This is a genomic window from Thalassotalea sp. Y01 (genome assembly GCF_012932945.1).
Taxonomy (GTDB): Bacteria; Pseudomonadota; Gammaproteobacteria; order Enterobacterales; family Alteromonadaceae; genus Thalassotalea_A.
This window is the reverse complement of record NZ_JABBXG010000003.1, coordinates 301,905-326,345: the sequence shown is the minus strand read 5'-3', so window position 1 is coordinate 326,345 and position 24,441 is coordinate 301,905. Positions and strand designations below refer to the sequence as shown.

The window sequence follows — 24,441 nt, the reverse complement described above, 5'->3', positions numbered from 1 at the left end:
GATTATGCTAATCGTGCGCTGATCCAGTCAGCAATATCACTAATTTGCTCTGCACAAACCGCGTGCGGCATGGCGTAGGTTTTCGACTCTACCTTGTAATCTAATTGGCGCAGATTCTGCTTCGCTTGTTCACCTAGTTCCGGCAACACCACAGGATCTTGACTGCCATGCATCACCATAATATCAATATTGCGATTCGCCGCCGATAAGCTAATACAATCTTTAGTCGCAAAGTAGGTCGACATCGCCAATAAACCTGCCAAAGGCTGGGCAAATCGAAGCGCGGTCTCATAGGCCACCGCGCCACCTTGAGAGAACCCTGCAATAATGATTCGTTGCGCTGGAATGCCTTGCTCAATTTCCCGTTGAATTAATGCATCGATAGCGTCTGCTGACTGTTTAAGTTGCGCCGCATCAACTTTGCGATCCACGCTCATATCTAAAATGTCATACCAAGCAGGCATCACCATGCCGCCGTTAATGGTGACTGGAATTTTTGGTGAATGGGGAAAGATGAAGCGAATATTCGTGTTCTCTGGAAACTTCATCATAGGAACAACCGGCTCAAAGTCGTGGCCGTCGGCACCTAATCCATGCAACCAAATAACACTGGCATTGGCCTGAGCTTGTGGCTCAATCACCACACAATCAAGATAAGACATAAATTCTCTCGCTATAAATTATTTCCCTATGATAACGAATATCGCCGCGAGAAACATACTTGATAGCAGAAAAAATCACTGGAGTGGTGTTTCAATAGCTGTTAGCTTGCCTAACACGCACGATAAAAATAACGGCGTGATGCAAGGAACGCCCATTCATGTTTAGAAAATATATACGCCCGGTTAAAATCGGTATTAAAACCCGTCTTGAACAAACCGTACTGGAACTGGCTGCGAGTATTATATGCGCGGTATTCAGTTATCAAGGATACCTCGCAGATATCGCCCTGTTGGCGATACCATGCGCTATCGTTAGCGTCGTCAGCTTTGTGCTGTTTTTACAAAACCTATATTTGCAATTAAACGACTGGCGTAGCAATTAGTACCCAACCATTTTTGTACCGCCAATTTTTAGCAAATACCTATAAATCTCTTATAGTTAAGTTAGTTAAATTGTTGCTTGGATAACAATGTGATGCAAGCGATGCAATAACAACATCTTCAATCTTAATAAGAGGTGGTGATGAGAACCTTACTCACAACATTACTGTTGCTGTTAACGTTATTTGGCTGCGCGAGCCCACCCGAAACTCTCGACATTGAGGTTAATGCCGATGGTGACGTTAATCGTGCTGATTACAAGACTTTTAGCTGGATAAATGATCATTACGCCTTAAATCACAGCAGCAATGTCGAACCACAAATCGTGAAAAAAGTCGCTAAACAAATCACATCGACATTAATTGATATGGGCTATACCCCTGCTCTTTCGGTATTTGATGCAGATTTTACTGTCGGCTTTACCCTGGGGGCAAGAGATAAAATGCCCGCAAATGCCTACCCGAGTGGTTACAACAAAGAAGACTGGTTGGTGGGGCCACTAGGTTACGCCTGGGCACCGAGTGATTCAAACGCTGGTCGCGCCTACAAAGAAGGTGAATTAGCCATTGATATTTTTGATGGTAAGCAAAAGAAACCTGTTTGGCATGGCTATGCAAAAACCATGGTAACCCAAGACGACAATGTGGATGCCGTGGTCGAAGAAGTGGTGGCTGCAATTTTACAACAATTTTAATCGCTATCGCGGCCACAGCTGTGACAAACTAGTGACCATAAAAAACGGGATGATTATCGATCCCGTTTTTTATGACATATTGGCTGGCATGTTAGCTGACGTTAGAACAAAACATTAGCATCAGAAATTAAACGCTGCGATTGGCGGCAATATTTGCCAGAGCAATCAATGCTTGCTTGTAAATACTGTCATCTAGAGTCGCTAGTGCTTCTATGGCTTTTTGCGCTTCCTGCTCAGCCATTTGTTGGGTATAGGTTAATGCGCCAGTTTGTTGCATCGCCACAAGAATATCATCTAGGTGAGCCATACCATCGCCATTTTCTATAGCAGAGCGGATCATCGTGGCTTGTTGCTCATTACCATGGTGCATAGCATAAAGTAGCGGTAAGGTTGGTTTACCTTCGGCTAAATCGTCACCGACATTTTTGCCCATTTTTTTGGCGTCAGCGGTGTAATCCATCAAATCATCGATAAGCTGAAAGGCTGTACCTAAATGCATACCATAGGCTTTCATTGCCGCAATAACATCACCCTTTTGCCCTGTCACCACGGCAGCTAAACGTGTCGCCGCTTCAAATAACTTAGCTGTCTTTGAGTAAATGACCTGCATATAACTTTCGACAGTGGTATCTGGGTCGTTGCAGTTCATGAGCTGCAAAACCTCGCCTTCGGCAATGACATTGGTCGCATTAGACAACACTTGCATAACCGTCATGTCGTCAAGTGTCACCATCATCTGGAACGAACGGGTATATAGGAAGTCGCCCACTAAAACACTGGCACTGTTGCCGAACATTGCATTGGCAGTTTCTCGACCACGTCGTAATTCCGATTCATCAACAACGTCATCATGTAACAAGGTAGCCGTATGGATAAACTCGATGATCGCCGCTAAACAAATGTGCTTGTCGCCTTTATAGCCGAGCGCTCTAGCAGCCAATACCGTCAACAAAGGACGAATTCGCTTACCACCAGCGTTAACTATATACATACCTAACTGGTTTATCAGCACCACGTCAGATTCGAGCTGCTTATATATAAGGCTGTTGACGCCGGCCATATCCTTTTCGGCCAAGGATTGAATCTCAGTAATATTCATATATATCGGTTTGATCCCAGGGGATCCTTTATTTAAAGCCGAAGTTGGCTAAAAATCTATTGCTAAAATTGTTGTTGCTGATTTTACACTATTTTACGCAAGTGCAAAGACACTTAATGAAAATTTGGGTAAAATATCATCGCTTTATCAACACTTTTGATCTAGCGCAGAATAATCTCGCAACGCCTTGTAAGTCTGGATTTGCTGTGAAATCTCTGTGTGTGATTTTATGTAATCAGCATTTCTCAAAAAATTACAGGAAAAATTCATCTTTAGGCTTGCGAATCCAATAATCTTAGCGTAGAATCCGCGACCTATTATTTTAATTTGTGCGTCACATGAAGATGGCGTGTATCGGAGTAGCAAATGTACGCGGTATTCCAAAGCGGTGGTAAACAACATCGTGTAAGCGAAGGTCAAGTTGTTCGCTTAGAAAAATTAGAGCAAGAAATCGGCTCTTCAATTGAATTTGATAATGTTTTAATGGTTGCTGATGGCGACGACATCAAAGTAGGTGCTCCTTACGTTGATGGTGGCAAGGTTACAGCTGAGATTGTAGCTCAAGGCCGCGGTGACAAAGTTAAAATCGTTAAGTTTAAACGTCGTAAGCATTCACGTAAGCAGCAAGGCCACCGTCAGTGGTACACTGAAGTGAAAATTACTGGCATCAACGGTTAATAGGAGTAGTTAACGATGGCACATAAGAAGGCAGCAGGTAGTACTCGTAACGGTCGCGATTCAGAAGCTAAACGTTTAGGCGTTAAACGCTTTGGTGGTGAGACAGTATTAGCGGGTAACATCATCGTTCGTCAACGTGGTACTAAGTTCCACGCTGGTACAAACATGGGTATTGGTAAAGACCACACTCTATTTGCTCTAACTGACGGTAAAGTTCAGTTTGAAGTAAAAGGTCCTCAAAACCGTAAGTTTGTATCTATCGTCGCTGAATAATAGCGATTAACGACACAGATTGAAAAGCCTCGCTTCAAGCGAGGTTTTTTTTTGCATAAGAGTAAGGGCCTAACAGCCAGTAAAATACTGTGCTGATAAAATATCTACGCTGAAGTTTTATGACTTAAGCGGGATTACGTTTATAATTAGGTTCTTATTGCCAAAACATTGTTCCCCAGATTGGAGCTTGATTAAAGCTAATGAAATTTGTTGATGAAGTAGAAATTCGCGTAGACGCCGGTGACGGTGGTAGTGGTTGCGTCAGCTTTCGCCGCGAGAAGTATATCGAATACGGTGGTCCAGATGGTGGCGACGGTGGTGATGGTGGCGATGTCTACCTCGAAGCCGATGAAAACCTAAACACCTTAATAGATTATCGCTTTGAGCGTTTTCACAATGCCCAGCGCGGTGAAAACGGTAAAGGTCGTAATATGACCGGTAGACGCGGAAAAGACTGTACTTTGAAAGTACCTGTTGGTACTCGCGTTCTTGACTGCGATACGGGTGAGCAAATTGGCGACTTAACCAAGCACAAGCAAAAGTTAATGGTTGCTAAAGGCGGCTGGCATGGTCTAGGTAATACTCGCTTTAAAAGCAGTACCAACCGAGCACCACGTCAAAAAACATTAGGTACTCCTGGTGAGATCCGTAACTTGCAACTAGAGCTGATGTTGCTTGCTGATGTCGGTCTACTTGGTTTACCGAATGCCGGTAAGTCGACACTGATTCGCAGTGTATCAGCAGCCAAACCAAAAGTTGCTGACTATCCATTTACGACGTTAGTACCAAACCTAGGTGTTGTGCGCTTAAACCAGCAACGCAGTTTTGTTATTGCTGATATACCGGGTTTAATCGAAGGTGCATCTGAAGGTACCGGACTTGGTATTCGCTTTTTAAAACACCTTGAACGTTGTCGTATTTTATTGCACTTGGTTGATGTATTGCCAGCAGACGAGAGCGATCCTGCGGAAAATGCCGCCACTATCGTTAAAGAGCTTGAGCAATATTCAGATAAATTAGCGAATAAACCACGCTGGTTGATCTTCAACAAATTGGATTTGTTGCTTGAAGACGAAGCGCAAGAAGTTATTCAACGTGTTGTTGAAGCTCTTGATTGGCAAGGTGAAGTTCGTACGATTTCAGCGTTTAATCGTGAAGGTACGCAACAGCTAACCCAAGACATTATGAACTTTATTGAGTCATTACCAGATGAAGATGTTGTTGAGGAACAAGAATCTGAATCTGTTGAATTCAAATGGGATGACTATCATAAAGAGACCGTTGAAAACTACGATTATGATGATGATCTAGATGATGAAGATTGGGATGACGACGATTACGATGTAGAAGTCGAATATCGCAAGTAAGCGACAATCTGTATGCAAATAAAATAAAACGCCAGAGCATCGCCTCTGGCGTTTTTGTATCTCACTATTTTTAAGCGTTGTCAGCACTGCAACGAGAATCTTGCAATTTCTCTTACATAGCTCAACGATGAAGCTAGCAAAAGCCTTAAAAGCCCATTAGAATTGCCTAATTCAATGCGCAATAGTGCGAAGCCCTTAGCTGCTATCATCGCCAGTTAGCAAGGCACGTCAGACTATGCAAATAAACCCGTGCTCATATGATATAGAGCGAAGAAATAAAGAGACTCACATGACTATTCTTTCGATGATTGTTGCTCATGCTAACAATCGTGTTATCGGTAAAGACAATGATATGCCATGGCATATGCCTGCAGATCTAAAATACTTCAAAAAAACCACCTTGAAAAAGCCAGTGATCATGGGCCGAAAAACGTTTGAATCAATAGGTTTTCCGCTGCCGGGTCGCCGTAATATTGTCATTACCCGAGATGCCAATTACCAAGCTGATGGCATCGAAACTGTCGATAGCGTCGATGCGGCATTGGCGTTAGTGACTGATGTTGAAGAGATCATGGTGATTGGTGGTGGCAGTATTTATCAGCATTGCTTACCGGCTGCAGACCGACTGTATATTACCGAAATCGATCTTACCACAGACGGCGATACTTTCTTCCCAGATTATAATGCCGATAATCGTTGGCAGTGCGTTAGCGAAGATGCGCATCAAGCAGATGAAAACAATACCCACCCGTATAATTTTAAGGTTTATGAGCGCAAGTAATAAGTAGGGTCAGCACAAAAAAACAAGGGGTCAGAACTAAAGTTCTGACCCCTTGTTTTTTTGTGCTGACCCTTGTTTTTTTTCGTTATAACTTAATTATGGTTTTCTGCTGCCACAGGCGTTGATTCACTGCGCGGTTGCGCCTCGCCTGAGGCGATATTAAACCAGCGACGAAATACCGCTTTAATATCTTCAAACAACACGTACAAACATGGAATCAACATCAAGGTTACGACCGTTGCGAACAACACACCAAAACCAAGTGATACCGCCATTGGCACAACCAATTTAGCCTGCATGCTGGTCTCAAAGAACATTATTGGTGCTAAGCCGATAAACGTCGTTAACGAGGTCAACAAGATAGCACGGAAGCGATAACAACCGGCATCAACCACCGCATCTTTGGCGCGTACACCCGCATCACGAGCTTTGTTGATGTAATCAATCATAACCAATGAGTCATTGACCACAACACCCGCTGCCGCTATCAGACCAAACAATGACAGTACCGACAAGTCCATGCCGAGTATCATATGTCCGCCAACTGCACCGATAATACCAAATGGAATCACCGACATAATAATCAATGGCTGTGAGTACGACTTTAATGGAATCGCTAACAAGCTAAAGATAATCATCATCGAGATAATAAAGTCACGTATTTGCGTGTTAGCACTTTGCATTTCTTCTTGGATTCGACCCGATAATTGACTCTTCACCAAAGGATACTTTTTCAAAAGTTGCGGGATATAATTATCGCGAATATCCGCAGCAATTTTAAATGGTTCGGCTTGCATCGCATCGACTTTGGCCCAGACATTAATGGTGCGGTTACCGTTTTCACGACGGATTTGATTAACACCATTAGTGACCTTTATCTCAGCGATTTCTGATAGTGGCACTTCACCGCCGTTTGGCAATTGCACCATAACATCATCAACGTGACCAATTGAGCTACGATCTTTTAATGGGTAACGCACCATAACTTTGATTTCTTCACCGTTTCGCAATATGCGTTGCGCTTCCAAACCATAAAAGCTGTAACCTACCTGAGAGGCAACATCCGCTAAAGTTAAGCCCATACTGTAAGCCAAAGGTTTAAGCTCAAACTGGACTTCGCGGGCACTGTTCATACGAGAATCAGTGACATCACTAACACCAACCAAGGAGTTTAACTTCTCTTTTAAGTCGCGTGACGCTAACAACAACTGTTGGTCATCATTGGCTTCTAGACGGAAACTGATATCCCCATCATCACGATCGTTACCAAATAAATTATCCTGAGTATCAAGGCGTTTAACCCCTGGGATCAATGGCATATTGGCGCGCCACATTTCCGCTAATTCAAAGGTATTCATTGGGCGCAATTCTGGCTCAATCAACTTGACCATAATTTGGGCTTGAGTTCGTTCACGCAAGTCAACTTGCATATCAGAAATCATGCGCACACCATGCTCTTGCTCAATTTTATCATCAACCGCATAAAGCGATTTTTCGATGGCGCGAGCCGCATCTAGTGTTGCCTGCTCTGAAGAGTCCAAGTTCATTTCCAAGTTAATACGTGGAAAGTCATGTGGAATTTTAGGCTGGCCAACAAATCGCACTAAACCACTTTCAAATAAGCCAACACAAATCATCACCATGGCGACAAACAAACAAGTAACGCCGTAACGATATTTGACCGCTTTTTGCAGGGTTGGGCGGTATTTGTTTTCAACAAAGTACTTTAAGCCCGAATCTATCTTCGCACGAAAACGTGACATCGGATTTTTTGGGTTTGGCTCGGTCACTTTCATACGCGCTAAATGCGCTGGTAATATCAGTTTTGACTCAACCAATGAGAAAAACAGACACAAGATAACCACAAAACCGATGGCGTGGTTCCACGCTGACGCAGGGCCATCACTGATAACCAATGGCATAAATGCAGCGATTGTTGTTAAAACACCAAATGTTGCCGGCATAGCGACGCGTTTTACACCACGAATAACGTTATCAACACTATGCCCTTTATTTTCAATTTCGGTATAAGCGCTCTCGCCCATAACGATGGCATCATCAACGACGATACCAAGCACCAAAATAAAGGCAAATAACGAGGTAATGTTGATGGTTACATCAATCATGCTCATAGGCATCAGTAATAATGTACCAAGGAAACATACCGGTAGACCCATCATTACCCAAAACGCTAAACGTACACGCAGGAATATAGCAAGCATTAAGAAAACTAACACCGCACCTGTCACTAGGTTAGACATCATCATATCCAAACGCTGCTCTAGATATTGGGTTAAATCTACCCAGGTTTCCAAATGCATGCCTTCAGGTAAGGTATTTTGTTTATCGGCGACATAGGCTTTGAGCACTTTGGCAACATCAGTAATGGACTGATCATTGGCTGCACCAATGAAGAATGTCACCGAGTTTTGACCATTAAACTTAGAATATTGAATGCCTTCTTCAAATTCATCGGTTATGGTTGCCACTTCACCTAGCATAACTTTGCTGCCGTCTTCACGGGTGATCAGCGGCAGGTTTTCAAATTCGTGACCAATGTAGGCTTGGTTTTCAACGCGTAAGTTTATATAGCCATTTTCTGCGCGGATTTGCCCTGCTGACATATTACGGGACCAGTTACGTACCGCATTGGCGACATCAACAAAGGACAATTTGTATTCACGCAGCTTGTCTTTGCTGACTTCAATGGCAATCTCGTAATTCAGGCCGCTGTAATATTCAGAAATATTGATCAGTGGTAATTGCTGTATTTCATCGTGTATTTTGCGCCCGAATTCCTTCAGTTGCTTTTGCTCCATATCCCCGTAGAGGCTGATATACATAACCTCCTGTCGCATTTTAATGCGCTCAACCGTCGGCCTTTCCATGCCGGCTGGAAATGAGGATATTGAATCAATTTGAGATTTTACTTCTTCAAGAACGACTTGTGGGTCGTAAGCTTCATCAACGCGAAACCAACCGTAAGAGGCGTTTCGACCCGAGTAAGTAATCACTCGCTCTAAGCCTTGAACAGACTCTAGGGCCTCTTCGACTTTGATGGTAATGCCTTCTTCCACTTCTTGTGGCGCGGCACCAGGATAGATAGTGCGATATTCAAGCCAGTTAATTTCCACTTGCGGGAAAAACTGTTTGCGGATGGTGCCCATAGTCAACAAGCCGCCGATGATGATCACCGCCATCAACAGGTTTGCTGCTACTGGATTTCGAGCAAACCAGGCAATGAGACCTTTGTTGGTATCAATCATTACTCACCTTCCTTGAGAGCGATTTGGGTGTCGGTGTCGTCCTCGTCTGCCGCAGGGGTATCGACTTCAGCACCTAGTACTGAAACCGCCATGCCATCGACAGGGAAGTCTAGCGCCGAAGTAATGATCATGTCACCTTGCTCTAATCCATTCGTCACCACGACGCGGTTACCTTGTTGACGTAAGATTTCAACGTTGCGGTAACGTAATTTATCATCATCACCAATAACGGCTACTTGACGATTATCAATTAGATGGCGTGGCACAAGTACCGCACTATTTATCTCTAGACCGGAAATAGTGGCATTCACATACGTACCAAAACGAATAATAGGCTTGTCGGTTTCACGGCCATACGGATCTTCGATTTCAGCAACTAAGTAGTTCATGCGAGATACTTTATCGATCACCCCTTCAGAGCGAGAGATATTGGCTTTCCATTGACTTTCTTGACCCGAAAACTTGCTGCTTAGTAGCACCTCAGCATTAACACCACTGTCGAGTAGAAACTGCAACTGATTATCAGCGACCGGTAAACGAACTTCGGCAATATCGGTACTCAATAGATGACCAATTCTATTACCCACGTTCACAAATGAACCTAAACCAATGTCACGGGCGTCGACCATAGCATCATATGGGGCAACAATTTTGGTGCGTTCCAAGTTACGTTTTGCACGTTTTACTGCCGCTTCAGCAGCATCTACGCGCGCCATCTCTTGCGCTAATTGCGGCTTACGTAAGCTCAACTCGGTTGGTGTAGAATTTTGGATACGTTGCCATTCACGTTCAGCAACTTTACCTTGTGCCTTTTCTTGTTCAAGAGAGGCTTTTGCTGATGCTAGATTTGCATGTGCTTCAATTAATGCCGCTTCATAATCGTTTGGATCGATTTCAGCCAAAAGCTGACCTTTACTCACAAAACCACCGCGCACAAACGTATCAGACAAGGTAACAATTTGTCCTGAGATTTGTGCGACTAATTCTGTTTGATATTTAGGTTCAACCAAACCATACGAGCTGACATCTAACGTCAATGGTTGTAAGTCAACTGTTTGTACCGATACAAATGGAGTGGTATCGATTTCTTTTTTCTCTTCGGGTGGCTTTTTCATTGCACTTAGTGCTTGAAAACCGCCAATGCCTGCGACTAATACGAGAATAGGTATGAAAATTTGCTTTTTGCTTGCCACGTTAGTTTCCCCCCGGAAATTCTTTTCTACGTAATAGATTAACAAAGTGATTACAATCTTGGTGTGTCAATATGTTACGAGTTATTACAATTGGAATATATGTGCCAATCTACGCTTTTCACAGGACCCAAAAAATTACTACCAACCTGCAAAAACAAACAAAATAACAATTACAATCAACTACTTATATTAAAAGCTATTTTGCACCGCTTAAAATGTAACAACATATTCACAACGGTCTATTACGATAATAAATGCGCGACACCATAGCACAGATTAATGGCTATTTTTAGGGCAATCTTTACAGTTTTTAACAGTTATTTTCGACATTACCGCCCATTTATGCCGTTACATCGCTGAAATCGACAAAATATAGCGTAAACCACTTGCAATCTAAATGTTATAAAGTAACAATAGCTGACATTATGTTACATTATAACAATACCTACTTAAGGACTTACTATGGCTACAGCTAAAACTTGGGGACTGGCACTGTTACCTATGCTTGTCTCTGCTTCACTCGCAGCGCAAGATATTACCGGCATCGTTGTCGATAAAGATGGCAATGCGTTAAAAAACGCCAAAGTAAAACTAAAAAGCCAAACCATTTACACGGATGAGCAAGGTCGATTTTCATTTACCGAACTTGATGCTAAAGATCATGAAATTCATATCAGTGCGACTGGCTATGGTCACATCAGCAAACAGGTACTCGCGGCCAACAACGCTGAAATTAACGTTATATTATCTCCTTCACCAATTGAAGTTGTTGATGTTTACGCGACACCATTACATACCTCAAACATAGAATCAGCATTGCCCGTTAATGTGTTGGCTGCAGACGAGCTACGTCGCAAACAGGCTGCTACCTTGGGTGATACCTTAAAAGGTGAAGTTGGCGTTCACTCAACCTCTTACGGCAGTGTGTCTAGTAGCCCAGTGATTCGTGGCCAAGATGGTCCACGTGTGCTAATCACACAAAACGGCCTAGATGTTGCCGATGCATCACGGGTTGGTCCTGACCACATTGTCGCGGCAGAGGCGAGTACCGCACAACAAATTGAAGTACTAAGAGGTCCATCGACCTTGTTTTACGGTAGCGGTGCTATCGGTGGTGTGGTCAACGTAGTCGATAATCGCGTGCCAACCAACAGCGACAATCGTGTTGATTACATGACCTCACACGATTCGGTTAATGACCAAGATGCGGCATCACTTGCGATTAACACTGGCTCAGACAGCTTTGCCCTGCATGTAGATGGCTTTTGGCGCGAATCGAATGACGTTGACATTCCCGGTCATGCCGAATTACATGATGAGCATGATGAAGATCACGATGACGGTAATGACGAACACGAAGAGCATGATGAGCACGAAGGCGAAGCCAAAGGTACTATCGAGAATACCGCCGCCAAATCAACTGGCTTTAATATCGGTACAAGTTATTTACTCGATAATGGTTACATCGGTATATCCTATGGCCGTTTAGATCGTGAATACGGTATTCCAGGTCACGCACATGGTGAAGAGCACGAAGAACACGATGAGCTCGAAGGCCTTGATGAACACGATGAGCATGAAGAGCACGAAGAAATGGTCAGTGGTGAATTAGAGCAAGATCGCTACCAAATGCTCAGTGACTTAACATTCGATGACAGCTTTATAAACCGCGTTGCCACCAAGCTTGCCTATACAGACTACGAACACCGTGAAATTGAAGGTGGTGAAGTAGGTACACAATTTAACAATGAAATGTTTGAAGCACGGGCCGATTTATACCATCACGAAGTAAATGGCTGGAAAGGCGCATGGACATTACATTACAAAGACCGTGATTTTGAAGCCATTGGTGATGAAGCATTTAGCCCACCATCAGAGACAACATCGGTCGCGTTTGGCTGGTTAGAGGAGAAACATTTTGGCGATGTACTTTGGCAAATTGGTGCGCGTATTGAGTACGTTGAGTTATCTTCAGATGGTGACTTTTTCGAGCATGATGAAGAGCACGAGGAACACCAAGAAGAATTCGATGAGCATGAAGGCGAAGAGCATGCCAGTATCGATGATCAAGACTTCACCCCTGTTAGCTTATCGGTTGGTGCGGTATGGGATTACCAACCAGGTTACAACCTAGGTTTTTCAGTATCCTATTCACAACGCGCTCCATCCGCGGCGGAGCTATTCGCTAATGGCCCACATATCGGTACTAATACATACGAAGTTGGCGCCATATATGATGTCGAACAACATGACGATCACGTCGATGTTGAGGTCGGCTCACAAAATGTCGATCTGGAAACATCGTATAACTTAGATTTGACCTGGCGTAAATTCGAAGGTGACTTTGGTTTCGTACTAAGTGCTTTTTACAACCAAGTTGAAGATTACTATTACCAACAAAACACAGGCTTCTTTGCCGAAGACGGCCACGAGCATGAAGACGAAGTCGACATGATGGAAGAAGACGATCACGGCGATGAAGAAGGTTTACCGATTTACGCTTACCGTCAAGCTGATGTTGATATGTATGGCCTGGAAGCTGAGTTTGTATATCAAATATCTCAACCATTACAATTATCGGTGATTGCTGATTACATTCGTGCCGAATTATCTGATGGTGGAAACCTACCACGTATTCCACCGATGCGTATCGGCTCTGAACTTGCCTATGAGCAAGACAGCTACGTAATTTCAACCGGTGTAACTCACTACTTTGAACAAGACGATGTCGCAGAGATGGAAACATCGACCGACAGCTATACCATGGTCGATGCCAATTTAAACGTCTATTTAGATAACATCGGTGACGATTTTGTAATCTTCTTTAAAGGTCAAAACTTAACGGACGAAGAAGGTCGAGTGCACGGTTCTTTCTTAAAAGATATCGCCCCACTGCCAGGCCGTAATTTTTCTGTCGGTATCCGCGGTAGTTTTTAAGCTCAGCGTACCCCCATTAAAAAGCCCGCATCAATAGCGGGCTTTTTTATTTTTGTATAAAACGTTAGTGGTTATTAGTCAGCGAAAAACGCTATTAGCACTACACTTTTATGAAAATTTTGTGGCGGTACATCCAAGCCAACAACAGCCATTGCACAGCCAAGAGAAATACAATAAATATCAATGCCTGCCATGCCTCAGGCAATGCAGTCAAAATGCCACCAAATAAGCTGTTCACCAAATACTGCCAATTAACCAACGCCGTTGCCAAATAGATGATGATTGAATTCATGCCAATGATAGCAAATGGCTTCGCCATCTTTTGGTAGTCACAGATATCAATTAAGAAATAAAACAAGGCCAGAAATAGTAGGCTCCAACCACTGGTAACCAAAACAAAACTTGGCGTCCATAAGGTTTTATTCACAGGGACAAGATTGTCTAACCCCCAACCGATCAGCAAAGTCACAAGGCCAGCAATCAGCAAGTATTTCAACAGTGTATATGGTTGGTGCTTAAACTGGACAATTAAGCGACCAACAAACACACCGGCAATGGCATTTAATATAGAGCCTAAATTAGACAATAAACCTTCCGGATCGACCGCCAAATTCTGATAGCGAATGCCCGGTAGCAGCGTTTGATCAACCCAAGCATTAAGAGAATAGTTAACCGAGTAATTACCGCCATAATCGCCAATGGTCGGCACCGCTAATAACAACCAATAAGCAAAAAATAGCAGTGCAGCAACCGCAAGTTGGGTTTTCAAATTGCAATGCCAAACCAACATGGCAGCGACAAACCACGCCAAACCAATACGACCTAAGACACTGACATAACGTACACTTTCACTGTCCATTGGGATACCACCACCCCAGCCATGGTTATAGACAATGCCTAATAGAAACAATAATCCGAGCCGCTTTAGCGCATGCTGATATTTACCCTTGCGCTGTTGCGCGGTTAGACTTGCAATTGGCTTTGCCGCAAGACCTAAACTGACGCCCGATAAAAAGATAAACAGGGGAAAGATCAGATCATAAAAGGTAAAGCCATGCCATTGACTATGCAGCATTTCAGCAGCGGCCAGATTGAAAAATCCAATACCGGTCAGGGTAAATAGGGCGGCAAACAAGCCTTCGGCACCTAATATCCAAAACATATCGAAGCCACGCAGCGCATCAATTGACAGCAATCGTTGCTTAGCCTGTGGTTGTTTTATTTCTGTCGTCATAACCAACTAATTTGTTGTAAGAAAAAGTTTATTACCCCACTCTAGCACAGCGATAAAGTTACGATAAGCAATTTTTGACAGCGCTGTCATGTATGCTATTTCTAGCTTAAGGTATTGATGCGCGACAAAGCGTAAACACGTGCTTGTGACGTTGACCAGAAAAATGCATTATCTGCCAATAACAGCTATTATTAGCAAATCAGAATTATAAACCCTAAACGCTATGATCAATCGAATTCGAGTATTTATTAAGACCCTGCAAGTAGACACTGTTGTTGCTAACACCATCTCACTGGAAATTGCCACGGCAGTGTTATTATTTGAAGTTATGCGCGCTGACCAACAAATTGAAGAGCAAGAAAAACAGCTTGTCGTCGATGCCTTGCAACAACATTTTGACTTATCAAAAGCCGAAGTCATGGATGTGCTTTCACTGGCTGAAGATGAATCCGCCCATGCCCATGATTTATACAAGTACACGTCATTAATAAATCAGCAATTTGAGCTCGGAGATAGAATCAAAATCGTCGAATTACTGTGGCAAGTTGCTTACAGTGATGGTCATCTTGATGTTATTGAAGAACATGTAATTCGCCGAATCGCCGACTTATTGCATCTGCGACACGGTGAATATATTCAGTGCAAGTTAAAAGTACAAAATCAACACGGTATTGAAAGTTAAAATGATGTAGAATACCACGCTCTTTTTCCCCTCAGTTGAATAGCAGGATTCGGCATGGCTGATATTGGCAAAATAAACACATTAACGGTTGCAAAACTAACCGAACAAGGCGCGTATCTTGACGCCAATGATCTAGGTGAAGTTTTATTGCCTAATCGTTATATGCCTGAACAATTAGCCGAAGGTGATGCTATCGAGGTATTCATTTACTTTGATTCAAGCGATCGGTTAATCGCCACCACCGAAACGCCAAAAGCACAAATGGATGAATTTGCTAGTTTGAAATGCTTGGCGGTTAATAAGATTGGTGCTTTTCTCGACTGGGGCTTACCGAAAGATTTATTGGTTCCATTTAACCAGCAACACCATAAAATGGAAGTCGGTAAATATTACTTAGTTAAAGTCTATAAAGACCAATACAGTGATCGTATCGCCGCGACAAGTAAAATCGATCGATTTTTGGATATCTGGCCAGCAAACTATGAGATAGGTGATCGCGTCGATTTGATTATCGCCAATAAAACCGATTTAGGTTTTAAAGCAATCATCAATGAAAAGCATTGGGGTCTGATTTTCCACACGGATATTTTTCAACCACTAAGATCAGGGTTGAAAACTCAAGGTTATATTAAGCAAGTACGTGAAGATGGCCGCGTTAATCTAACCCTAACACGCAGCGGCATGGGTAAAATCAATGATTTTGCGCCTCATTTTTTAAGCTATTTGCAAGAGCACGATGGCGTTTGTAACATCAATGACAAAAGCTCTCCTGAGCAGATCAAAGACGCGTTTAATGTCAGTAAAAAGACCTTCAAAAGCACCGTTGGTAACTTATTAAAGCACGGCAAAATTCGCATTGATGGTGACAAGATATTGTTAGAGAAAAGCAAACCTCAAGGCGCTAAAAAACGCCCAACAGCAACAGCGAAAAGCAATCGTAAAAGCAAACCTAAGAAGCGCTAGAATTTGCGCTTTTTAGCCTACCAACATACAATGGGTTAACCTAATAAAAGGGGTTAACCCTATGACAAGCAACATTATTCTTCCTGTTTTAGCACTGTTATTACTGACCATAATCGTTTGGCTGTACATGTACTACAAACGACTTTCTTATATCTTTAAACACAACATAGACGCGCAAGACTTAGTTAGCCCAGAGCAGCTAAAAGCGATTATTCCCGAGATCGTTAATCGACCGGCAAATAACTTGGCAAACTTATTTGAAATGCCAGTGTTCTTTTATGTGTTGATGCTACTGGCAATGCAGCAGCAATTTGATAAACCAATGTTCATCGCCTTGGCATGGGGTTTTGTCAGTTGCCGAGCCATACATTCTTTGATTCATTGCAGCTATAACCAAGTCATGCACCGTTTCGTTTTCTATTTTCTGGCCAATTTGTGTTTGATTGGCCAATTTGTACTGTTCGCGTTGGAGATACTGACATGATCGATGTTCGCTACCAAGACAATATCGCTATTGTCACCCTTAACCGACCCGACAAGATGAATGCTTTAAATATCGAGTTATTTGAAGCTATCGACAAGGTGTCAAAACAGCTGCGTAAAAATCGTAAAATACGAGCCATCATCCTGACCGGTGCTGGCAACAACTTTTGCGCCGGCATTGATATAAAGTCAGCGCTTGGTAGCAAAACAGCGGCGATAAAACTGCTGTTTAAATGGTGGCCAGGTCAGGCAAATTTAGCGCAAAGAGTCAGTCACAACTGGCGTACAATTCCAGTTCCCGTGATCGCCGCTATTGAAGGCCATTGCTTGGGTGGTGGTGTGCAATTGATTTTAGGAGCAGATTTTCGTATCGCCAGTCACAATGCCCAGTTTTCCGTCATGGAAGGAAAGTGGGGCATCATTCCCGATATGAGTGGCAATATGGGCTTAGCGCAGCTGATGCCAAAAGACCAAGCAATGAAGCTGGTGATGAGCGCACAAACCATTGATGCCAAGCAAGCTCTGCAGTATGGCCTGGTTACTGAGCTAGATGACAAGCCAATGGAACGTGCCATCGAATTTGCTCAATCCTTGTGCCAGCGCTCACCTGATACTTTGGCCGCCAGCAAAAAGCTCTATCATAAATCATGGACCGACAAACCGTGGCGCTGGCTAATGCGCGAATCTTGGTACCAAATTAAGATTTTGCTTGCCAAGAATCAGCGTATTGCGGTTAAGCGTCAGCAATCTATTGACAAAGGTGAACAACCACGCCGAGATTTTGTCCCTCGTCAGCGTTGGTAATGACTAAGATTATATATCCGCTACAAACATAAAGGGCTTGTTTAACAAGCCCTTTATGTTTGTAGCGCTAGATTGCGAGCTTACAACTCGAAATAATTGGTGAATACTTTATACAGTTCGGTGCCTAAATTGACGCTTGCTGAGGCAAAATGCAAAATAGGAATAGCATCTTCTTCTAATTGGATATAATGCAACGCATCACCATCACCGTAGTTATCCATGCGTAAAATGCGCGCCAACGGTGAGCCAGCTTTTAGTTCTTCACCAAATTGCGCAAGATAGTCGACCATACCGCCCATCGGCGAATAAAATATCTTGTAATCTTTTAAGTAACAGCCATAACGGGTGATGTTTTGTGGCACAAATTCGTCACTGGCAATGACCTGCTTATATTGTAAATAAGACAAGATTGACTTAGCATCGTATAAGGCTTCATCCAGATCAATTAACTCTTGTGAGCCAAGTTCTACGGTAAAACTTTCCTTACCAAAATCAAGTTCGCGGCCATTTTCGGCAAACTTCTCTGCTAGAGTCCACCATGGACAAAACGTCGCTTCGTCCATTGCCCCGGCAAAATCATTGGGGATCAATATGGTATGTGGAATATTGAAAAAGCTGGCACTATTGCGTGCGTATTCCGGACAATAAATATGTTTTGATGATATTGGCCCGGTATGTAAGTCCAAAACAATATCGTGCTGGTGCGCTAATTGTTGTAATCGATAAGCAATTCTTCGGCCAGTACTTAACCCGTAATTGTTGTGATCCAGCTTTTGCTCAATATCATCTAACATCAACTGCTGAAAATATTGTTTTATGGTATCAACATCACTGTTACTGTGCTTTTGCATGACGTGTTCAATCAACTGTTCATTATGATGGAACATGCGATTCCAGTTCACACCGGTAATCGGGTCAAATCGACCTAAGGTGTACTCACCATTTTTATGATTACAGCCGACAGGGTTGGCGTAAGGCACCAATGTGATATCACCAAGCAGAGATTGCTTTTGCAACAACTCAAGTAACTGATAGATTACCGCATTGCCTTGCACTTCAGCGCCGTGAATATTGGCTTGAATATATACTGACGGTCCTTGTCCATTGCCTTTTAAGCGATAAACAGGAATGGTCAGTGACACGCCACTGGCCATCTCACCTACGGTTAATACTTGTTTGGTGAACAACTCTGACATAAGTGCTATTAAAGGTTATTGCGGCTGTTGCACAACCATTCAGTGATTGCTGTATCCGCCGCCAAGACTTTGCTATCAGAAGCCAGTTCCAGATGGGTTAGTGGTGCACGCAATACAGGCGATGAGATAACCCCTTGCTTGTGCATTAACACTTTGACTGGAATTGGGTTGGCAACCTCAAACAACGGACTGATGGCGTTATACCAAACAGGAAACAAGCTAGCACCTTGGCCAGTCAATGCTTGACGCACATACAAATGAGTCGCCTCAGGCCAAGCGTTGGCGCAAACCGACACCAAACCGACAGCACCAGCCGACGCAAGGTATGGGATCAGAGCGTCTTCACCTGAGTACATTTTCATGTTCGGCGCTGCTTCGACAAAACCTAAAAACTCATTGATGTCGCCACTGGCTTCCTTCATCGCCCACAAGTTTGGATGCTCGGCAAGGTTTTGTACGGTTTCAACGGGGATACTCACGCCAGTTCGAGAAGGAACGTTGTATATCATGCACGGTTTTGTGGCGATATCCATCAATGCTTTAAACCAATTGGTTTGACCTATGATGCCAGGTTTAGTGTAGAGCGGCGCGGTGAGCAAGTAACTGTGTATAGGTAACGAATTGCATTGTTCAATCCAAGCCGATTGTGCTGCTAAGTTAGCACCACCAACGGCAACCATAAGTGGTACCTGCGGCTGCAAATCACAAATAAATTTAACAATTTGGTATTGCTCGTGTTGTTCGATAGCCAAGCCTTCACCGGTACTACCGCAAATCAAAATACCATTACCAGCTTGTACTTGATCCTCTACGATTTTAGCTAGGCTGTCATAATCTATCTCGCCAGCGTCATTGAACGGCGTGACTAAGGCTGTCCATAGAGGAAAATCATCAAGTTGAAAAGTTGTCATGTTACGTCTCGTTACTGCGTGCGATGTGTTTATCTTAATCGCGATATTTATTATTCGAGCGTAAATAGAAAGACTGGAGCCAGCAATACGATGCTGGGGCCAGAAGCTCTCCACTTAAACTCATGTTAAGCGACAGCTGCAGGGATTCAACCCATACAGCCGACAGTATACCTACCTTTTTCGGTATCTGCCTCGGCGATAATCCCCCTGATTATCCTTTATACGGGTAAGGCCCTAAGGATAACTGCCTGGTTAACGCTCCTCTTCTGATCCTCGGAAGGAGGAGACACATATTTAATGTGTCGGAATGTCGCGTATTTAACCACTTTAAGAAGGGACTTTCAACACAAACGTACCGGTGTAACCTATTTACCAAACACAGTGTCAGATGAAGCCGATGTAACCACTTTAGCAAACGCAATGCAAACCACAAAACCACATTTATATCGTCAGCCTAAGTTCTCGCATCTGGCTTGCCTAAAATGATAGCTGCGTTGGCAATAAGGTATTGTGTTAGCTCGGCTAAATTTATGCTTTTTTCCATAGTCATAACATGCGAAAATAGCGTTTTTACGACATCACGGTAACTTATGGCTGTTAGTAATCCATCACAACTATTACTCAGAAATACTGACTTATTGGACAGTAAACATCCCTTAGTTGTCGGTTGCCCTGATGTAGAACTGATCAAAGAACTGACTCAACTGTATCCTGATGCCAAGGTTACCAGTTACCAGGTAAATTATGCGCAACATCAAGCGATAAGCAAAGCCTGTCAAAATGTGCACTGTGAATTTGGCGAACAATACCAAAGCAAGCAGCAACATGATCTGGTTATCTTTTACTTCCCGAAATCTAAACCTGAATTTACCATGCAAATGGCCATGCTCTCGAACAGCCTAAGCGATAACGCCATTGTATTGTTCGTTGGAGAAAATAAAGGTGGGGTTAAATCGGCGGCGAAATTGGCATCAGACTATGCCTTGCGCTGCGATAAAGTTGATTCAGCAAGACATTGTCTTTTGTATGAGATGGTGTTTAACAATAACCGTTCAGCATTTGTGCTTGATGATTGGTATCGCCAATATCAGATACAGCAAGCTGATACGGCATTGACCATTTGCGCTTTGCCGGGCGTGTTCTCCCATGCAGAGCTTGATATCGGTACCCAGTTATTATTGCAGCATATACCAGACAAAGTGACCGGTAAGGTGCTTGATTTTGGTTGCGGCGCGGGCGTTATTGGTTGTTATATTAAGATGGCCAATCGCGATGCCGATATTGAAATGATTGATGTCAACGCCTTGGCGATTGCCAGCGCTGAAAAAACACTGGCTGTTAACAAGCTTAGCGGTAACGTCTATGCCTCAGACGGTTTATCTAATGTTGGCCAAGGTTATCAACTCGTGGTATCTAATCCGCCATTTCATCAAGGCTTAAAAACCCACTACCAAACCACCGAAGTATTTTTGCAAAGCGTTAAAAACAAAATCAACAAAAATGGTAAATTGACCATAGTTGCCAACAGCTTTTTAAAGTATGCACCGATTATTGAAAAGCAATTTGGGCATTCAAACTTGCTCGCTAATCACAAAGGTTTTGCGATTCATCAAGCGCAAAAGCGTTAACACAGAGGTAAATGTTAAACACAGCAAAACACAGGGTAAAAACAAGGTTAATATTGACAACAAATTAACCTACCAGTAATGCTTTTTTGTCAATTTTGATTTGTTACTAACCTAATAAATGGCCAAGGATTACAATTTGTTGCAAAGCCGATTTTTCCTCCCTCACATAACCACTCACAACTATAAACATAATAATCAATAACTTAAAAAGAAACACAGGTATTTTGTTTACATTTTGTCACTTACATTTTTACAACAATTTCACCATTGTTTACTTTCTGACATTTACTATCATATGCAACATAAATTTTAGTCTTGAGTTTGCAGCCAAAAATGCAGCGACTCTATACGCCCTTATGTTTTCATGCTCGCTGACATTTGGGTATTAACTGTTGAGGTATATATGATCAACCAACCGCAAGCCAAAGTTCTCATCGTTGAAGATGAAGAAGTAACACGTTTAAATCTGAAAAATCTGTTTGAAGCTGAAGGTTACTTAACCTACGTAGCGGCAAACGGTGAAGAAATGGAGCGTCAACTACAAGATCGTAATATTGACCTTGTTTTGATGGACATTAACTTACCAGGTAAAAACGGTCTGTTATTAGCTCGTGAAATCATCGAGAAAGACGACAAAGGTTTGATCTTCATCAGTGGTCGCGACAGCGATGTGGACAAAGTATTGGGCTTAGAGATCGGTGCGGATGATTATATCACTAAACCTTTTAACCCACGCGAGTTAACTATTCGTGTACGCAATCTACTTAAGCGTATTAGCCAAGTAGAAAAAGCGGCGCCAATGGCAGCAACTGAGTTGATTCATTTCGACAACTGGCAGTTAGACCCTAACTCTCGTCAAATGACATCACCAAATGGCATTACGTTCCCAATTCCTCGTGGTGAGTATCGTGCCCTACGTCTATTAATGGCGAATCGCGGTAAGATTGTTACCCGTCAGGCGTTAATTCAAGAAATGACCGGTCGTGACCTACGTGAAAATGACCGTACTGTTGATGTAACCATCCGTCGTTTGCGTAAGCATTTTGAATCAGACGACGCTAGCCCTGAATTCATTAATACCATTCACGGTGAAGGTTACCGTTTTATCGGTAATATTGAATTATAAGCGTACGGCTTTTAGAACAAGACAATGGCTAGCATTATGCTAGCCATTTTTTTAATTCGACTAATGATAGCTGATGCAGTTCGCGCATTTTCAGCAACTCATTATTGAGCTGACTAAAATCATCTTTGCTGTACTCTACCGAGCCCAACAATTGATGTAAGCTGTTTAATCCAACATTGCCTGCCGCTGACTTCATTATGTGACAATGTTGTTGCCATGCATGGTAATCGGATTTTTCAACAGCCTCTGCTAAATGCCTGAAATACGTTGTCGCCTGCTGTTCATATAAATCGATGGTCTGCAAAAACACATCCTTACCTAAGGCTTTGGTGTATTCGCTGATGATTTGTGTATTCAAATGTTCCATAACGGCTACGTGCTATTGAGTATATGTTGCAAAAACTATCATGTTTTTTGCAAAAAAAAACAAAAAACAGGCAAATTAACAAACAAACTACATGAGTCACACATGATACTTACGCAAGCAACAGAAATGGATCAATAAAACCGCGAATATATTCGGGCGAAACGCTTGTTTAATTGCTTTTCGTCCCCATTTACTGCAGAATAGCCGACCATTTTACTCGGACTTTATCGGCGTAAAACAGGGTTTACCCTCACTTTTTGCCGAAAACGGCGAAAAAAAAGTAAAAACCTGCGCGGTTTTTCGCTAGAATATGCGCCCTTAATTGCCTTTGATGAATTTCATGATGCTATTCATTATAGGAAATGAATTGCAAAACAGCTGTAACAGGAAACCAATTAACAATGCCAACATCAATGCCAGATATCGCAAACCAGACCGCGGCTCAAACTGAGGGTACGCTCGATAGAGTCGGTATGGGAAATATCGAAATGCCAATTATGGTTGCGGCAAAAGATGAAGCTGAACGTGTCGTCTCGGCTCATATCGATGCATTTGTAAATTTAATGCAACCAAAAGCGAAAGGCATTCATATGTCTCGCTTGTATTTAGCATTAGATGATTTGGCCAGCAATAACGTGCTGACCTATCAGACGTTGGTTACGTTATTAAAAGAATTCATTGCCTCGCACGAAGATCTAAGTGATACCGCTTACGTTAAATTCAGTTTTGACTACCCGATGCGCCGCGAAGCGTTAATCAGCGGTAAGAAAGGCTGGCGCGTATATCCAGCGTCTATCGTTGGTAAACTGGAAAAAGGTGAGTTTGATATTGAACTGAGCGTTGATATTGCTTACTCATCCACTTGCCCGTGCTCTGCCGCGTTGGCTCGCCAGTTAATTCAAAAATCATTTGCTGAGAAGTTCGCTGAGCAAGACCAAGTTAGCAGTGAAGAAATTCACACTTGGTTGGGCACCACTGAAGGCATCGTTGCTACCCCGCACAGCCAACGCTCGATTGCAGAAATTAAAGTAAAGCTTAACTCTTTAGTTAACTCATTTCCGATCACAGACATCGTTGATACCGTAGAAGCTGCATTGCAAACACCCGTTCAAGCGGCGGTAAAACGTGAAGATGAGCAAGAATTTGCCCGTCTTAATGGTCAAAATTTAATGTTCTGTGAAGATGCCGCTCGCCGTGTTCAGCACGCGTTAAACCTTATTGAAGGTTATGATGATTTTTGGGTGAAAATAAACCATTTAGAATCATTACACGCGCACGATGCGGTTGCGGTTACCACTAAAGGCATCGAAAATGGTTATCAGCCTTAATTGATACCATTAAATATTCCAAAAAAAGCCGGTTAAGCCGGCTTTTTTTATTGGCATAACTTTCTCGCTACGATTTACCCTGCAAAATTATCTTTTTTGCATAAATATCAACTCTCTAAACCCACAAATAAAAACAAAACTGAAAGTTTTCAGTTGTCACAACAAAGTCTCTAGCCCCTTATATTTATTAGTGATTTACAAATACTGGCAAAATTCTTTTATTTTTCCTGTGCTTTTTATTGGTTAAAAAGTTAAGAGTAATAGCTCTATTTTTCATTGACCTTTGCTCAACATCCTTATATCTTAAAAAGTTCCCCTATTGGGAAAACGCTATATTTATTCATTTTTCAGCTTTATTTATTCTATTTCAGGGCGTTTTAATCGATAG

At 42.7% G+C, this 24,441-nt stretch carries 22 protein-coding genes and 1 riboswitch; of the genes, 14 read left to right on the top strand and 8 right to left on the bottom strand.

The genetic code is table 11. The annotated features are described in order from the left end of the window. Positions 1-2: 2 nt before the first annotated feature. Positions 3-662: a dienelactone hydrolase family protein gene (locus HII16_RS06300; RefSeq protein ID WP_169128454.1), complete on the bottom strand. Its 660-nt coding sequence runs from the start codon at positions 660-662 to the stop codon at positions 3-5. Positions 663-820: 158 nt separating this feature from the next. Here HII16_RS06300 and HII16_RS06295 point away from each other — a divergent pair, with 158 nt between their 5' ends. Further along, entirely contained in the window at positions 821-1,045 is a 225-nt protein-coding gene (locus HII16_RS06295) for a hypothetical protein (RefSeq protein ID WP_169128453.1), read from the top strand. A gap of 140 nt (positions 1,046-1,185) precedes the next feature. Then, positions 1,186-1,737, top strand: a complete 552-nt coding sequence (locus tag HII16_RS06290; protein WP_169128452.1) for a DUF4136 domain-containing protein — start codon at positions 1,186-1,188, stop codon at positions 1,735-1,737. 127 nt (positions 1,738-1,864) lie between these two features. Here HII16_RS06290 and ispB read toward each other — a convergent pair whose 3' ends face one another. Further along, positions 1,865-2,836, bottom strand: coding sequence for an octaprenyl diphosphate synthase (ispB, locus tag HII16_RS06285; protein ID WP_169128451.1), 972 nt, complete (start codon positions 2,834-2,836; stop codon positions 1,865-1,867). Between the two features lie 366 nt (positions 2,837-3,202). Between ispB and rplU the strand changes: the two genes are divergently transcribed. The 4 genes from rplU (at position 3,203) to folA (ending at position 5,935) form a co-directional block, all read left to right on the top strand. Next, positions 3,203-3,514, top strand: coding sequence for a 50S ribosomal protein L21 (gene rplU, locus HII16_RS06280; RefSeq protein ID WP_135439230.1), 312 nt, complete (start codon positions 3,203-3,205; stop codon positions 3,512-3,514). A gap of 15 nt (positions 3,515-3,529) precedes the next feature. Then, the gene (rpmA, locus tag HII16_RS06275) at positions 3,530-3,787 is read left to right on the top strand and encodes a 50S ribosomal protein L27 (protein WP_135439229.1); all 258 of its coding nucleotides are present in this window, start codon (positions 3,530-3,532) and stop codon (positions 3,785-3,787) included. Positions 3,788-3,987: 200 nt separating this feature from the next. Further along, the gene (gene cgtA / locus HII16_RS06270; RefSeq protein WP_169128450.1) at positions 3,988-5,154 is read left to right on the top strand and encodes an Obg family GTPase CgtA; all 1,167 of its coding nucleotides are present in this window, start codon (positions 3,988-3,990) and stop codon (positions 5,152-5,154) included. Between the two features lie 289 nt (positions 5,155-5,443). Beyond that, positions 5,444-5,935 carry a type 3 dihydrofolate reductase gene (gene folA, locus HII16_RS06265; protein ID WP_169128443.1) on the top strand — a complete coding sequence of 164 codons (492 nt, stop codon included), beginning with the start codon at positions 5,444-5,446 and terminating at the stop codon, positions 5,933-5,935. Between the two features lie 92 nt (positions 5,936-6,027). Here folA and HII16_RS06260 read toward each other — a convergent pair whose 3' ends face one another. Next, complete coding sequence (locus HII16_RS06260) at positions 6,028-9,201, bottom strand: efflux RND transporter permease subunit (RefSeq protein WP_169128441.1); 3,174 nt, start codon at positions 9,199-9,201, stop codon at positions 6,028-6,030. Beyond that, entirely contained in the window at positions 9,201-10,394 is a 1,194-nt protein-coding gene (locus tag HII16_RS06255) for an efflux RND transporter periplasmic adaptor subunit (protein WP_169128439.1), read from the bottom strand. The genes HII16_RS06260 and HII16_RS06255 overlap by 1 nt, the downstream gene beginning before the upstream one ends. A gap of 462 nt (positions 10,395-10,856) precedes the next feature. Here HII16_RS06255 and HII16_RS06250 point away from each other — a divergent pair, with 462 nt between their 5' ends. After that, positions 10,857-13,331, top strand: a complete 2,475-nt coding sequence (locus HII16_RS06250; protein WP_169128437.1) for a TonB-dependent receptor — start codon at positions 10,857-10,859, stop codon at positions 13,329-13,331. A gap of 100 nt (positions 13,332-13,431) precedes the next feature. Here the strand turns inward: HII16_RS06250 and HII16_RS06245 are convergent, their stop codons facing one another. Next, positions 13,432-14,565 (bottom strand): DUF5009 domain-containing protein, encoded by a 1,134-nt coding sequence (locus HII16_RS06245; protein ID WP_169128435.1) that lies wholly within the window; start codon positions 14,563-14,565, stop codon positions 13,432-13,434. A gap of 223 nt (positions 14,566-14,788) precedes the next feature. Here HII16_RS06245 and HII16_RS06240 point away from each other — a divergent pair, with 223 nt between their 5' ends. The 4 genes from HII16_RS06240 to HII16_RS06225 all read left to right on the top strand — a co-directional run bounded on the left by HII16_RS06240 (position 14,789) and on the right by HII16_RS06225 (position 17,497). Next, a complete protein-coding gene (locus tag HII16_RS06240) occupies positions 14,789-15,247 on the top strand; it encodes a TerB family tellurite resistance protein (RefSeq protein WP_169128433.1) in 459 nt (152 codons plus the stop codon). Between the two features lie 54 nt (positions 15,248-15,301). After that, positions 15,302-16,210 (top strand): S1-like domain-containing RNA-binding protein, encoded by a 909-nt coding sequence (locus tag HII16_RS06235; protein WP_169128431.1) that lies wholly within the window; start codon positions 15,302-15,304, stop codon positions 16,208-16,210. Positions 16,211-16,271: 61 nt separating this feature from the next. Then, positions 16,272-16,694 (top strand): MAPEG family protein, encoded by a 423-nt coding sequence (locus tag HII16_RS06230; RefSeq protein WP_169128429.1) that lies wholly within the window; start codon positions 16,272-16,274, stop codon positions 16,692-16,694. Continuing rightward, positions 16,691-17,497: a crotonase/enoyl-CoA hydratase family protein gene (locus HII16_RS06225; protein ID WP_169128427.1), complete on the top strand. Its 807-nt coding sequence runs from the start codon at positions 16,691-16,693 to the stop codon at positions 17,495-17,497. Before HII16_RS06230 ends, HII16_RS06225 begins: the two co-directional genes overlap by 4 nt. An 80-nt stretch (positions 17,498-17,577) precedes the next feature. On the opposite strand, the gene HII16_RS06220 is transcribed toward HII16_RS06225, so the two are convergent. Both HII16_RS06220 and dapA read right to left on the bottom strand, forming a co-directional pair. Next, a complete protein-coding gene (locus HII16_RS06220) occupies positions 17,578-18,693 on the bottom strand; it encodes a succinylglutamate desuccinylase/aspartoacylase family protein (RefSeq protein ID WP_169128425.1) in 1,116 nt (371 codons plus the stop codon). 8 nt (positions 18,694-18,701) lie between these two features. Then, positions 18,702-19,604 (bottom strand): 4-hydroxy-tetrahydrodipicolinate synthase, encoded by a 903-nt coding sequence (dapA, locus tag HII16_RS06215; RefSeq protein ID WP_169128423.1) that lies wholly within the window; start codon positions 19,602-19,604, stop codon positions 18,702-18,704. A gap of 95 nt (positions 19,605-19,699) precedes the next feature. Then, positions 19,700-19,878, bottom strand: a riboswitch (Lysine riboswitch). Between the two features lie 316 nt (positions 19,879-20,194). Here dapA and HII16_RS06210 point away from each other — a divergent pair. Continuing rightward, entirely contained in the window at positions 20,195-21,232 is a 1,038-nt protein-coding gene (locus tag HII16_RS06210) for a methyltransferase (protein ID WP_169128421.1), read from the top strand. A gap of 403 nt (positions 21,233-21,635) precedes the next feature. Beyond that, positions 21,636-22,358: a two-component system response regulator ArcA gene (gene arcA / locus HII16_RS06205; protein ID WP_135439215.1), complete on the top strand. Its 723-nt coding sequence runs from the start codon at positions 21,636-21,638 to the stop codon at positions 22,356-22,358. A gap of 34 nt (positions 22,359-22,392) precedes the next feature. Here the strand turns inward: arcA and HII16_RS06200 are convergent, their stop codons facing one another. Then, the gene (locus tag HII16_RS06200) at positions 22,393-22,725 is read right to left on the bottom strand and encodes an Hpt domain-containing protein (RefSeq protein ID WP_169128419.1); all 333 of its coding nucleotides are present in this window, start codon (positions 22,723-22,725) and stop codon (positions 22,393-22,395) included. Between the two features lie 401 nt (positions 22,726-23,126). On the opposite strand from HII16_RS06200, the gene folE2 reads away from it, so the two are divergent. Beyond that, positions 23,127-24,053 (top strand): GTP cyclohydrolase FolE2, encoded by a 927-nt coding sequence (folE2, locus tag HII16_RS06195; protein WP_135439213.1) that lies wholly within the window; start codon positions 23,127-23,129, stop codon positions 24,051-24,053. Positions 24,054-24,441 lie beyond the last annotated feature (388 nt).